This window comes from Scytonema hofmannii PCC 7110 (assembly GCF_000346485.2).
GTDB classification, from domain to species: Bacteria; Cyanobacteriota; Cyanobacteriia; order Cyanobacteriales; family Nostocaceae; genus Scytonema; species Scytonema hofmannii.
This window is the reverse complement of the sequence record NZ_KQ976354.1, coordinates 3,934,440-3,948,033: the sequence shown is the minus strand read 5'-3', so window position 1 is coordinate 3,948,033 and position 13,594 is coordinate 3,934,440. Positions and strand designations below refer to the sequence as shown.

The window sequence follows — 13,594 nt, the reverse complement described above, 5'->3', positions numbered from 1 at the left end:
AAACTGAGTAAGCCCGTATACTCAGCTTTTTAGTGAGAAGTAATTTTTTTGGCGGGAGGCATAGCTGTAGTCATGAATTTTAGGGCTATCCAATAGTAAATTTGGTCAGATAGGTAGGTAAATCAAGTGAATTAGACTGATGCCCAAAAAGAGGAATTCATCGCATCATGACACAAAATAGCCAAAAGTATACTAAACAAAATCATGACTCGACTTCTCCTAGAAGAGGTTCTTCAAAAGAATACAGAGTCGTGCATCGACCAGAAAGTAGGATGAGACATCCACTTGAGTTGTTTAAAGAGATGGGGCGGGACTTGCTAGCGTCACGAGAACTAGCTTGGCGACTTCTGGTTCGAGATATCAGCGCTAAATATCGCCAATCATTTCTGGGACTTTTGTGGGCTTTTCTCCCTCCTATCGTCATGGCTGGTGGCTTTACAATTGCAAAAGCAAGTGGGGTGATTAATCTTGGAAACACGAGTTTGCCGTATCCTGCTTATGTTATGTTCAGCATAACTCTATGGCAAACTTTTGTAGAGGCGTTAAATGGTCCCGTCCAAGCTGTAACATCTGCCAAAGCAATGTTATCAAAGATTAATTTTCCCCGAGAAGCACTGATTATTGCCAAGTTAGGTGAAGTGTTTTTCAATTTTGGAATCAAGCTGATCTTGATTGTGGGCTTGTTTATTTTCTTCAAAATACCAGTAGGTTGGAGCGCAATTTTGGCGCTAGTGTCACTTATTCATTTAATCCTGTTGGGAACATTTCTTGGTTTGCTGTTAGCACCAGTAGGTGCTCTTTACCAAGATTTTACAATGGGTCTAACATTATTCACTGGATTTTGGCTGTTTCTAACTCCAGTCGTATATCCAACTCCCAGTGATGGCGTTTTTGGAACTATTGTCAAGCTCAATCCAGTCACTCCTTTATTAGTCACAACGCGAGAATTAGCAACCACAGGGGTGATATCCGATCCGCAAGGGTTTTGGATAGTCAGCTTAATTACACTTGTGGGGGTACTGCTAGCTTGGATTATTTATCGTCTCGCAATTCCCTATGTAGTAGAAAGGATGAGTTCTTAATAATGACGAGTATTACTGAGCACGATATTTCAGTGAACCCACAAAATTCTGAAAATGAAGTCATTCTCTCTGTTAATGGGGTTTCCAAAAAGTTTTGTCGGGATTTGAAGCGGTCTTTAGTTTATGGTGTTCAAGATATCTTTTCTGAGTTAGTAGGGCTACGCGAGAAAAGTGATAATTTACGACCTAAAGAGTTTTGGGCGCTAAAAGATGTTAGCTTTCAGTTGCGTCGGGGCGAATCACTAGGCTTAGTTGGAAAAAATGGCAGTGGGAAATCGACTCTATTGCGGATAGTATCTGGTCTGATTAAACCAGATACTGGGTTGGTAGAAGTGAATGGACGGTTAGCACCACTGATTGCCTTGGGAGCTGGATTTAATCCAATATTGACAGGGCGAGAAAACATTTACGCTAATATGGCTATTTTAGGTCTGGCTAAAAAAGAGATTGATGAGAGATTTGATGCAGTTGTAGAGTTTGCAGAAATAGGGGATGCAATTGATTCTCCCGTACAGTCTTACAGTTCTGGAATGGCCGCAAGGTTGGGTTTTGCTAGTGCTATTTATACAGAGCCAGACATCCTCTTAATTGATGAAGTTTTGGCAGTGGGAGACATGAAATTTAGAATCAAGTGTTATCGGAGATTGGCAGAACTGCGTAAGAAAGGGACTTCTTTCATTTTAGTTTCTCACAGCCCACAATCGATTCTTTCAATATGTGATTCTGCTGTTTATTTATCTCGGGGAACGCTGATAGCTAGTGGTGAAACACTATCCGTCATGAATCAGTATGAAAGCGATTTATTTTTAAACACCTCAACAACTCACCAAGGAACTATGACATTTCCTGAAAAGAACGCACAAAATAGTTCTGGCGTTGATATTACATACCTTTGTTTTAAAAACGAGCAAGGAGAAGTTTTGGATTTCCCTCTAACAGGTGAGTCAGTTAATTTATGTATAGGTTGTAAAGCTCATAAGAAGGTTGATAGTTTAAATGCAACGGTGATTGTATCTAATACTGGATCTGAAAATGAAAGGGTACTATTTTTAGAGAGTGATAAGAAAAGTAGCGATCTGACAGTCTCACCTGGAAATTTTGAACTCCGGTTACATATGCCTTGCTTTGGGTTAAAACCTGGAGTCTACACTGCAAAATTAAACGTAGCTGAGGGAATATTAAATGTTTTTGATGCAGTAGAAACTTTTGTTTTTTCTGTGAAGAGTGAGTCCAACATGAATCAATGTTTGTATTATCAACAAAGAGAATGGAAAGTTGTTAAAGATTCAATTTCTCCAAGTTCTTTGGCGAAGAATTCTCAATAAGGATTAGCGTATGTTACTAAAGCATTTGATAAGTGTTTGCGACAAAATTGAGCAACGATACGGGAGTTTGAAGCAACGAGTATTTCAAAATGATTATCAAAAAAACCTGGGAAAATATGGTAGAAATTGTAGTCTTAGTAGCAAAATTTTAATCAAAAGTAATCTGAATCAGTTGTTTGTGAGTGATGATGTAATCGTAGAAGATTATGCAACTCTTGAATGCAGTCTCGAAAATTCTGCTATCTATCTTGGCGATCGCTCAATTATTAGGCACTTTGCAATACTTAAGTCTATGCAAGGTCAGATAAAAATTGGACGTGATTGTAGCGTCAATCCTTACTCTGCTTTATTTGGTTGTGGGGATTTGATAATAGGTGATTTGGTCAGAATAGCAACCCACGTGGTTATTAATCCTGCCAATCATTTATTTGATGATATCGACATTCCAATAGATTACCAGCCTTTAACCAACAAAGGCGTCATTATAGAAGATGATGTCTGGATAGGAGCAGGTGCAATCATCCTTGAGGGCTGCACCATCGGTAAAGGTTCTGTGATTGGTGCTGGAACAGTAGTCACCAAAAGTGTAGAACCTTATTCTGTAGTTGTTGGTGTCCCTGGGAGAATTATTCGGAAAAGAGGTGAGTCGAAAAGAAATGATATAGACAAATCTCTGCTTATGCGCTAATGAAATCTATTTTAATTAGCGCATAAGAAGATATTTAAGGATCAATTACAGTGTTTTAGCCATGAATACACAAGAGCGAGTTAGGGTTTTTGTTGGCTCTGGAGAAGCCAGTCTTTTAGAAAGAAAAGTGTCAATTTACTCCTTACGAAAACATAGTAAAAGAAATCTAGATATTTATGTTTTCAATGGGACTCATAATGCTGTTGAACTCAACGATGGAGAGCCTTTTCCAGCACCCATGCCCCTCCATATTAAATACCAGAACGTCACTGAATTTAGTCTCTATAGATATTTAATTCCTCAAATTTGTAACTATCAAGGCAAAGCTATTTATATAGATTCAGATACTATCTGTCTGACTGATATTGGCGAACTTTTTGACACTTGCCTAAATGGCTTTGACTTTTTAGCTAAGAAAGACGCTTACGCCAATAATAGCGAAGACCTTTGGGGGTTAAGCGTTATGCTGATAGATTGTGAAAAATGTAAGTTCGACCTGGAAAGTATATGTGCTGAACTTACTAAAACTTTATATACATATACAGACTTTTCATGTATGAGCCAGACATTTCTGGCTTATCATTCTTATAAGATTGGTGAACTCGATCCGAAGTGGAATGTTTTTGATTACTACGACAAAGACACTAAACTAATTCACTATACAAACCTCTATACCCAACCTTGGAAGCATCCAAATCATCCATATGGAGATCTGTGGTTTAACTACTTCCGAGAAGCTATGGCTGCTGGCTATATTACCGAGCGCGATATTGAATTAAGTCTAGTACGTTCTTATGTCAGGCAGAGTTTATTAGAAGGGAACTCACCTAAAGCCGACTCTCATAATTGCATTAAGGAAGCGATTAATTTTGCTAAAGCATCAGTACGGAAGCTTTGGAAAGTTCAACTTGCTTAAAAGTCCTCTTATTTAAAATCTCAGTATGAACTCATTTATCACCTCCATTCCGGTTCACCAGACTGTTGCACTCCTCAAATTAGAGGCAGATGCCATAAATAAAGCTGCTGAGAGGTTACATCCTGACCAATTGGAACAGGCATTAACACTGTTGACGAACTGTCAAGGTAAAGTCGTGCTCACAGGAGTTGGTAAATCTGGAATTGTTGCTCAAAAAATTGCTGCCACCTTAAATAGTATTGGTACTGTATCTGTCTGTTTGCATCCTTGCGATGCTTTACACGGTGATTTAGGTATAGTCATGGCTAGTGATGTAGTTATGTTGTTGAGCAACAGTGGAGAAACAGAAGAATTAATTCAAATGATTCCTCATCTCAAGCATCGACAAGTACCTATGATTGCTATCTTGGGCAACATTCGCTCTACGATAGCAGAACAAGCAAATGTTGTTTTGGATGCTACTGTCGATCGCGAAGCTTGTCCTTTGAACTTAGCTCCTACAACCAGTACAACGGTTGCTCTTGCTATTGGAGATGCTCTCGCAATGACTTTAATGCAAATGCGAGGTATTACTCCTGAAGATTTCGCTTTCAATCATCCTGCTGGGCGATTGGGTAAGCGATTGACATTAAAGGTTGAGGATCTCATGTGCAAAGGTTTTGACAATCCCATCCTGCAACCTCAAGCCTCTTGGATTGAAGTCGTGAGTATTATTAGTCAAGGCGGTTCGGGAGCAGTCAACATTGTTGATGAAACAGGTCAGTTGATGGGTCTAATTACCGACGGAGATTTGCGTCGATGGGTGCAAAAAACCAATTCAGAAGAGTTGCAGAGCTTGAATGCGGAAAAAATAATGACCATGGATCCGGTAACTGTAACACCAGATACCTTAGCTTATGATGCTCTCAAGTTAATGGAAGATCGCCCTTCTCAAATTTCTGTTTTACCGGTGGTCGATCTTCAAAAGCAGTGCCTGGGCTTGGTTAGGCTTCACGATATTATTCGTATTGGCTTATAAATTCCAAGCATTGTTTCTCATATTGCTTCTATAGAGCAAGGCTAAGTATTACTTAAACAATATTGGTATTAGTAATAAGTGTTAATTTCCCTATTATTCCGTGTTCGGCAAAGTATTTAGTTGTCCTTCTAAATAGTAAACTTTATCAGCATCGCGGAAGATCGATATCACGATATGTCATCTATTAGAGTACAAACAGAAGATTATTTAGCTTACTACGATACTACATCTGGAAATAGTGGAGGTCAGTATCGTTTTGATGATGTAGATATCTCCGCTAGCGGAGATATTGGTAACAGTCCGGGTGTAGGTTGGATTGCGTCCGGAGAGTGGCTGACTTACAACATTAATGTTTCTACTGCTGGAGTTTATCAAGTTGTTGGTCGCGTTGCCTCTGCAATTAACAAAAATCACAGCTTTAAGATCAGTGTTGGCGAACAAAACACAACTGTCAATTTTAGCGGAACTGGTAGCTGGCAAAATTGGCAAAATACCCAATCTTTAGGACGGCTAACACTCAGTGCAGGTCAACAGCAATTGCGGTTCGATGCTTTGACTAGTGATTTTAATATTAACTACTTTGAGTTAATCCCTGCTTCAAACTCAAGTCCACAGCCAGTATCTCCCAGCCCAAATAGTTCATCAATTCGCATTCAAGCTGAAAACTATAAAAGTGGTGGTCAAAACGTCGCGTACTACGACACTACACTTGGTAATAGTGGCGGTCAACACCGCTCTGATAATGTAGATATTGCTGCTAGTGGGGATATTGATGGCACTCCAGGTGTAGGTTGGATTGCGTCCGGAGAGTGGCTGACTTACAACATTAACGTTCCGACTGCTGGAGTTTATCAAGTTGTTGGTCGCGTTGCCTCTGCAATTAACAAAAATCACAGCTTTAAGGTCAGTGTTGGCGGACAAAACACAACAGTTAATTTTAGCGGGACTGGTAGCTGGCAAAACTGGCAAAATGCCCAATCTTCCCAACACCTAACACTCAGTGCAGGGCAACAGCAATTGCGGTTTGATGCTTTGACAAGTGATTTCAATGTTAACTACTTCGAGTTAATTCCCGTCTCCAACGCACAACAACCTTCTCTCAATTTTGGTAACGTCATCCAAGGCGGTATTGGTGGTAACACTTTTAATGGAAGTAATGGAATTGATACTATCACATATGCTCAAGCCAAAGCTCCTATCGTTGCCAATCTGAATACTGGTGTTGTCTCCCATAAATTCGCCACTGCGAGCAATCAGCCTTTCAAAATCATGCCTCTTGGTGATTCCAACACTTTTGGCATGATTGAATGGGATTCCGGTGCTTACCGTGACGATTTGTGGCATTCATTGAAAAATGGGGGTTTTAATGTGGATTTTGTTGGTCCGCGCTCCACAGGACCTCAAGGCTTTGACAGAGACAATGCTGGATTTGGTGGGTGGCGAATCAGAGATATTGCAAGTAATAATGATGCCAATGGTAATGTCAATATTTGGTTGGATACACACAAGCCAGATATGGTGCTTTTGACGATCGGTACTAATGACATCCTTAAGAATGACGACATCAATAATGCACCCAATCGTTTGAGCAATCTCATCGATCAAATTACTAATAAAGTACCTAATGCCCAGCTTTTGGTAGCTTCAATTGCGCCAATTACTACAAACTCGCAACAAAATCAGCAAGGCAAAGATTTTAATTTTGGGATACCTAATGTCCGGAAGGGTATATCTCAGATAGTTTCTGACAAAGCGGCTTTAGGGAAAAAAGTTTCTTTTGTTGATGCTTACAGTGCGTTAACACCTAATGACTTACAAGACGGTGTTCATCCCACTCAAAACGGTTACAACAAAGTTGCTCAAGTTTGGCATCAAGCAATTCTTAATACTGAGAGTAGAAAGGATAAGCTTAGTAATATAGAGAACGTAATTGGTTCTTCTCATAATGATACTTTAATAGGTAATGCAAGTGTTAATATCCTTAACGGTGGAGGTGGTAATGATTTATTAACAGGAGGAAATGGTGCAGATAAATTCGTCCTATCTACAGGACAAGGAACTGACACTATTACTGATTTTTCAGTTGGTCAAGATTTGCTAGCACTGTCAAGTGGCTTAAGTTTTGGACAACTAAATATTATGCAAGCAAACAACGGTTTTGACACCTGGATTAACTTTGGTAACGAACGATTAGCTGTACTGAATGGAGTACAAGCGAACAGTATCACATCTAATGTTATTGGGATCGCTTAGCATCGCTAGTTGATTTGAGGAACAAGATTATGTAACATTCTTGTTCCTTTTGATTTTTTATTAATTTTATCAATTTTTTTTTAAAATATGAATTTTAATTCTTTTGATTTTGTGATTTTCTTTTTGGTATTTTATACTATTTATATTTTTTTAAGAACCAACTATAAAGTTCAGAATCATTTATTGCTAGTTGCTAGCATTATATTTTATGGATACTGGAGCTTAAGTGCTTTATTTCTTTTTTTTATATCTATTTTAGTGAATTTCATAATAGCTGAAAAGATTCAAGACAATCAAGAAAAATCTCAACAAAAGAAGCTTTTATCTGTCTGTATAATTTTAAACTTGTTATTACTAGGATTTTTTAAATACTTTAACTTCTTTTCATACAGTCTACATAAATTATTCAGCATTAGTGGAATATATTTAGATTGGGTGACATTAAATATCCTTCTACCTTTAGGTATTTCTTTTTATACCTTTCAATTAATGAGCTATGTCATTGATGTTTACAGAGGAGATATCAAGCACGTAAATAATTTTTTTGACTTTGCATTATTTATTTCTTTCTTCCCACAGTTAGTAGCAGGTCCCATCGAACGAGCTGGTAACTTAATGGATCAATTTAATTCTGAAAGAACAATAAAAGCAGAACAAATTAATGCAGGTATATTTCTCATAATTTGGGGATTTTTTAAAAAAGTCGTCATAGCTGACAATTTATCAATTATTGCTAACGAAATCTTCAACAATTACACGCAGTATAAAGGAGCGATCGTTATCGTTGCCATCCTTGCCTTTACAGTCCAAATCTACTGTGATTTTTCTGGTTATTCTGATATCGCACGAGGGATAGCTAAGCTGATGGGCTTTGAACTAACATTGAATTTTAAATTACCTTATTTTGCCCTAAATCCCAGTGATTTTTGGACTCGTTGGCATATATCCCTTTCTGGATGGCTGAGAGATTATCTTTACATACCTCTTGGAGGAAATCGCCAAGGTAGTCTCAACACATATCGTAACTTATTTTTAACAATGCTTTTAGGTGGTCTTTGGCATGGGGCTGCTTGGAACTTTGTGCTTTGGGGTGCTTATCAAGGATTTATTCTCATTGTTTATCGTTTTTTTGATAAAAAATCAAAACATCAAAAGTTGCAAGGTAGTAAACCACCATGGTTTCTCATCTGTAGTCAAATGTGTTTGATGTTTCTTCTCATAAATATTGGGTGGATTATGTTTCGTTCAAGCTCTTTAGACCAAACTTGGTATATTCTTACTAATATTGGATTGACTCCTTCAGAGCACAGTTTCACCTTTACTTACGAGTTAATATTTTTCTGTCTACCGCTTATTATCGTTCAGTTCTGCCAGCATTTGACTCAAGATTTACTTATTATCACCAAGCTTAAACCCTTGTTTTACATCCCGATTTACAGCCTTTTTATTATTTGGATCTGTATTTTTGGAGTTCGTGAATCTGGTGAATTTATTTACTTCCAATTTTAATTATAGAGCAACTTCAACTTACCTAGACACAAATGGCTCAACCTTCCAATCAAAAGTTACCAATAGAGATTGTCAACCCCATTAGATTTCGCAGTATCATACTCTCTATCATATGGGTTGTCATTCTTGTTATCATTGCAAATTTTGCAGCTAAATGGTATTTGGAGAAATATACAACAAATAGAGGTGAGTGGTTAATTAGAGCTAAATGGGAATTGCTTCTCAATTTACAGAAGCCTGTTGACTGGCTAATACTAGGAGATTCTAGTTGCAATCAAGGAGTAGTTCCAAGTGTCTTTAACAAAGTGTTGAATACGACTTCTATTAATCTTTGCACCATAGGTAACCTGACTAGTTTAAATGATGCATGGATGTTAGAAACATATTTGAAGAAATTTAAACCTCCACAGCATATTCTTGTTGTTCACGTTCCAGAAGTTTGGAGCCGTCAATTTCAGACGTCATTGCTGGCAAAAATACCATTACAGTGGGGTGATTTGCAGCAATTAGAACCACATCTTCAACTGAGTTTTAAACAACAACTGAGAATTTTGTTAGAAAAATATCTACCTTTATATTCATCCAATCGGACATTAGCAAAAATGGTAATGTTTCCCTTAGATTCTTTTAAAATAAGTAGCAATTTCAAACTTGAAGATGATGGATTTATGATTTGGAATCAAGCCAATCCTAGTTATGTTGAACAGCAGAAAACAGAACAAATAGAGCTTCTTAAAAATCATGAATTTCAGATTTCTTCTCACAATCGTTTAGCTATAGATAAATTTATTGATTTAGCAGAAAAATTTAATTTTGATATTTACTTAGCCAATAGCCCAATTTATAAAGATTTGTATGAAAATGAACAGTTCCAAGCTTACTTCAATCAAGTTCAAAAAACACTCAATGCCTACGCAGATAGAACCCCTAGAGTGCATCACATTCAAAAACCTATAACTTTTGCAAAAGAACAAATGGAAAATGCCGATCATGTAATATACGATGCCGCCAAAGTATATACTAAGCAACTCATAACAGAAATTATTTCACTCCAAAAGTAATGGTTCAATAAAATCTCTCAAAATTTTGCAGTGAAAATCCTACTAGCTAACAAAGAATTCTAGTTTTTTACAACCTTTCTACGAGTCTATTATGAATATTCTTGCAGTCATTCCCGCCCGATACAATTCATCCCGTTTTCCAGGTAAACCCTTAGCACTCATTGGCGATCGCCCAATGGTACAGAGGGTTTATGAAGCAGCTAAAAGCTGTTCTGATTTCACTCAGGTAGTCGTCGCGACTGACAGCCAAGTCATTGCTGATTGCGTGCTTCAGTTTGGTGGAGAGGTGGAAATGACTCATTCTGACCATGCTACTGGTACAGACCGAGTGGCAGAGGTTGCTCAACGTTATCCCGACATGGAAGTTGTCGTCAATGTTCAAGGCGATCAACCCTTTGTTACGGGTCAGATGTTGTCCCAGTTAGTTTCTCCTTATATTTCTGGAGAATTGCCTGTCATGACAACGTTAGCATGCCCTCTAAACTCTGAAGTTGGCTATTCCGATCCCAATACCGTCAAGGTTTTGTGCGATCGCAGAAGCAACGCCCTTTACTTTTCTCGCGCCCCTATTCCCTACTTCCGTAATTCTGGGAATGCACCCGTGTTTCATCATCTGGGACTCTACGCTTTTGAAAGAAATTTTCTGGCACAGTATGCTCAAATGACACCCACTCCATTAGAAGAGTGTGAAGCCTTAGAACAACTGAGAGTTCTAGAACATGGTTTTGACATTCGGGTATGCCTCACGGAAAAGGCAGTCTTGGAAATTAACACTCCCGATGACTTGGTTCAAGCACAAAGCACAATTCTTGCGAGAGTTTGATGCAAAGAAATTGCATTTAAACCGTCACAAGACGGGCAAATAGAAATATTCAACCCTGAAAAGGGATTTACTAAATTACACGTTCTAAATTCAAAGTGTTTAATCCCACAGAGTTAATTATACGGGCATACCCCGTACCGTTGAGCGAATTTAATCTGGAAGATACAGCTAACAAAACTATTATCGCCTGTCCTAAAGCACCCCTGGAGGCTGTGAAAGTAGGTAAAGCTGTATCTATTCTATCAGGCGAGTTTAATGTAAGTGCAATTTTAGAGCAGCTTCCCGACCATTTCCAACCGGAGATAGTCAATTTATCAGCCAGAAATATGAGCTTTCTACCAAGAGGACTTGAGAAAATCAAATGTCCAAAGGTTATGAAAATTGGTGATACTTTTCATTGGGGAGACGGTTCATTAAGTGGTATAATTGAATACTGTAAGGCTTTAAAGTGTGACTATCATTGGGTATACCAAGGAGTTCAGCATTTACACTTTTTCGTGGAAGCTGGTCTGAAGAACGTATTCTGGCTGCCTGGAACCCCAGTTATTAAACATTATATTCCTCAGACAAAAGAATCCAAGCCCTACGATGTTGTTTTTCGAGGATCTCAATCTGAAGTTCATCTTCACCGTAGCAGACTGTTGAAGTTTTTGCAGAACTCTGGAGTCAATATCGACATTCAGCAGAAACCATACATTGAATGCTTAGAAGACTATACTCAATCTAAAATAGTTTTCAACTGTAGCTTGAACGGAGATACAAATAGGCGGGTTTATGAGGCATTGATGGCAGGAGGTTTTCTCCTTACAGACCGTTTAAGTCTTCAGTCAGGTTTATTTTCTCTATTTAAAGAAGGTATTCATCTAGAGTGCTACGGAAACGAAAGGGAACTGCTCGAAAAAATCAATTTTTATCTTAAAAATCCCGAACGAGCAGAACAGATTGCTTTAGCGGGTCATCAAAAGCTGACAGAGTTTTACAACCAGCATACAGTTCGACAGAAGTTTTACAATTTTGTATTGAAAGGTGAAATTGAGCCACCTTTCTTGCTTGAACATGACAAACGAGTTCTGCATATCAGTCAAAACAGAAGTGAGAAAGAATTTAAGATTCGACTCAAAATTTACGAAATAATTCAAGAAATACATCGAATTAACTCTCAGATAGAACTCTTATATTGGAAAGGGAATAATAAAGAACTGTTGTCCGATTTAGCTGATTTACCACGGTTAAAAATTACATATTCTAATTCGTCAGCAGCTTTATTGGAAATGAAATCTTGGTGTTCTAAGGTTGGTATTCAAGACAAAGTTTTGCTAGAAAATTCACCTTTAGAAAAACAGTTCCAAATTATTTTACTGGATTTACCAGATACACCTGATGCAATAAAGCCTCTCCTATTAGAGATTCAAGAGCAAGTTGCAAAATCCGGTCTTTTATTCGTGATAGGAGACACTAAAAACCACAAAACAAGAATTTTAAACTTGCTAGCGAAATCGAGAGGTTTTCGATCTGTGAGTCTCTGTGCTTTAGGTTCTCACCAGGAGTTAGGAGGCGGGGCTTGCCTTGTTTATCAGAACTTGTCTAAATCCAGCAAGGTTTATCAGAGCCAGCAAAAATCCGAGTTATTTATTAACAAACTTAGTCTCCAAGCAAAGATGCGCTTGCAGTTGCGTTCTCTACCACTAGTTTTACAACTAAACAAATTTGTGAACAGTTTTTTACTAAAGAAACGCTAAGCCACAACTGCGTTTAGTAAAATCTACTGCACTGTATGTTGAATCAACAGTGTAGCTTCAAATGCTTGAAAATTTAACTTTAACTCAACATAGATCGTGATTTTTTTAAGGAGGAATCCATCATGAAAGTTTCTGTTCTCATTAATAATTACAATTATCAACAGTATGTAGTTGATGCTATTGACAGTGTGTTACTACAATCTGTTCCCGTTGATGAAATAATTGTTGTCGATGATAAATCTACAGATGATTCTGTAAATCTTTTAAAGGATAAGTACGCGGGACATGAAAAAGTAAAATTAGTTTTAAAAAATGAAAACCAGGGACAGCTTTCCAGCTTTCATGAAGGCTTTTTTGCGTCTTCTGGCGACATTATCTGTTTTTTGGATGCTGACGATCTTTACAAACATGATTATGTAGAGCAAATTGTCAAGTTTTACATGCAACATCCAGAATGTGATTTCTTGTTTTGTAGCGCTGAAGTATTCGGGAATGAAGAAAAAATTGTTGATGCTTACGAAACCAATCGCGATTTAGGTATTTCTAGAATTGTGACTCTGTATCAGAAAGTCTGGTTGGGACATAGAACTTCAACCTTTTCTATGCGAAGACACGTTCTTGACAAAATATTCCCAATTCCTTATTTAGAAGATTGGCGTATCCGTGCAGATGATTGTCTGACTTATGGCTCATCAATAGTGGGCGCACGAAAGTTTTATCTAGCACAACCTTTAATAAAATACAGAGTCCACGGTCAAAATGGTTATTACGGACGCAGCCATGAAAAGACAAAAGAGTACGAACAACGATATGAGCAAGCAGTTGAACGCCTGATTGCGTATTTATCCAAAAAAATGAACTATCAAAGTAATCTCTACGAGCAAGCTCATATAGAATTTAGAACAATTCCTCATCCTCTAATCCAGGAATACGTGAATGTTAAATCTCTTCTCAATGAGGTTAACCTTCCTCGTTGGAAAAAACTCATGATGTTTATATCAATTTACACTCATTTCCGGACTAAAGGAGATTTATCGGGTCGTTTCTTTCCTCCTGCACGACAAGTGGCGAGTTTGCAACAAGACATTGATGTGAAAAACAAGAACCAGCACATTCTCTGTTGACCAGAGGTTGAAGTTTTCATTTTGGTACACCTTGTAGTTTTTAGGAGCCATTAAAA

The 13,594-nt window shown here is 37.9% G+C and carries 11 protein-coding genes; all 11 read left to right on the top strand.

What is annotated here, in order from left to right:
* Positions 1 to 167: 167 nt before the first annotated feature.
* The 11 genes from WA1_RS16100 to WA1_RS16050 all read left to right on the top strand — a co-directional run bounded on the left by WA1_RS16100 (position 168) and on the right by WA1_RS16050 (position 13,538).
* Positions 168 to 1,082, top strand: a complete 915-nt coding sequence (locus tag WA1_RS16100) for an ABC transporter permease (protein WP_017746464.1) — start codon at positions 168 to 170, stop codon at positions 1,080 to 1,082.
* A 2-nt stretch (positions 1,083 to 1,084) separates the two neighbouring features.
* Entirely contained in the window at positions 1,085 to 2,407 is a 1,323-nt protein-coding gene (locus WA1_RS16095; RefSeq protein WP_017746463.1) for an ABC transporter ATP-binding protein, read from the top strand.
* Positions 2,408 to 2,417: 10 nt separating this feature from the next.
* A complete protein-coding gene (locus tag WA1_RS16090) occupies positions 2,418 to 3,095 on the top strand; it encodes an acyltransferase (RefSeq protein WP_017746462.1) in 678 nt (225 codons plus the stop codon).
* Positions 3,096 to 3,156: 61 nt separating this feature from the next.
* Positions 3,157 to 4,011 (top strand): glycosyltransferase, encoded by an 855-nt coding sequence (locus WA1_RS16085; protein WP_017746461.1) that lies wholly within the window; start codon positions 3,157 to 3,159, stop codon positions 4,009 to 4,011.
* Between the two features lie 25 nt (positions 4,012 to 4,036).
* A complete protein-coding gene (locus tag WA1_RS16080) occupies positions 4,037 to 5,029 on the top strand; it encodes a KpsF/GutQ family sugar-phosphate isomerase (protein WP_017746460.1) in 993 nt (330 codons plus the stop codon).
* Positions 5,030 to 5,203: 174 nt separating this feature from the next.
* Positions 5,204 to 7,282 (top strand): carbohydrate-binding protein, encoded by a 2,079-nt coding sequence (locus WA1_RS16075; RefSeq protein ID WP_017746459.1) that lies wholly within the window; start codon positions 5,204 to 5,206, stop codon positions 7,280 to 7,282.
* A gap of 87 nt (positions 7,283 to 7,369) precedes the next feature.
* Complete coding sequence (locus tag WA1_RS16070) at positions 7,370 to 8,791, top strand: MBOAT family O-acyltransferase (RefSeq protein WP_017746458.1); 1,422 nt, start codon at positions 7,370 to 7,372, stop codon at positions 8,789 to 8,791.
* A gap of 161 nt (positions 8,792 to 8,952) precedes the next feature.
* Positions 8,953 to 9,852, top strand: a complete 900-nt coding sequence (locus WA1_RS16065) for a hypothetical protein (RefSeq protein WP_201789099.1) — start codon at positions 8,953 to 8,955, stop codon at positions 9,850 to 9,852.
* 91 nt (positions 9,853 to 9,943) lie between these two features.
* Positions 9,944 to 10,675: a 3-deoxy-manno-octulosonate cytidylyltransferase gene (gene kdsB, locus WA1_RS16060; protein ID WP_017746456.1), complete on the top strand. Its 732-nt coding sequence runs from the start codon at positions 9,944 to 9,946 to the stop codon at positions 10,673 to 10,675.
* A gap of 95 nt (positions 10,676 to 10,770) precedes the next feature.
* Entirely contained in the window at positions 10,771 to 12,414 is a 1,644-nt protein-coding gene (locus tag WA1_RS16055) for a glycosyltransferase (protein ID WP_017746455.1), read from the top strand.
* A gap of 122 nt (positions 12,415 to 12,536) precedes the next feature.
* Positions 12,537 to 13,538 carry a glycosyltransferase family 2 protein gene (locus WA1_RS16050; RefSeq protein WP_017746454.1) on the top strand — a complete coding sequence of 334 codons (1,002 nt, stop codon included), beginning with the start codon at positions 12,537 to 12,539 and terminating at the stop codon, positions 13,536 to 13,538.
* Positions 13,539 to 13,594 lie beyond the last annotated feature (56 nt).

What these genes read in the sequence shown, in the direction of transcription:
- WA1_RS16050 (WP_017746454.1), top strand. Translation starts at nt 12,537, where the DNA reads ATGAAAGTTTCTGTTCTCATTAATAATTACAATTATCAACAGTATGTA.
- WA1_RS16075 (WP_017746459.1), top strand. Translation starts at nt 5,204, where the DNA reads ATGTCATCTATTAGAGTACAAACAGAAGATTATTTAGCTTACTACGAT.
- kdsB (WP_017746456.1), top strand. Translation starts at nt 9,944, where the DNA reads ATGAATATTCTTGCAGTCATTCCCGCCCGATACAATTCATCCCGTTTT.
- WA1_RS16080 (WP_017746460.1), top strand. Translation starts at nt 4,037, where the DNA reads ATGAACTCATTTATCACCTCCATTCCGGTTCACCAGACTGTTGCACTC.
- WA1_RS16100 (WP_017746464.1), top strand. Translation starts at nt 168, where the DNA reads ATGACACAAAATAGCCAAAAGTATACTAAACAAAATCATGACTCGACT.
- WA1_RS16095 (WP_017746463.1), top strand. Translation starts at nt 1,085, where the DNA reads ATGACGAGTATTACTGAGCACGATATTTCAGTGAACCCACAAAATTCT.
- WA1_RS16085 (WP_017746461.1), top strand. Translation starts at nt 3,157, where the DNA reads ATGAATACACAAGAGCGAGTTAGGGTTTTTGTTGGCTCTGGAGAAGCC.
- WA1_RS16090 (WP_017746462.1), top strand. Translation starts at nt 2,418, where the DNA reads ATGTTACTAAAGCATTTGATAAGTGTTTGCGACAAAATTGAGCAACGA.
- WA1_RS16070 (WP_017746458.1), top strand. Translation starts at nt 7,370, where the DNA reads ATGAATTTTAATTCTTTTGATTTTGTGATTTTCTTTTTGGTATTTTAT.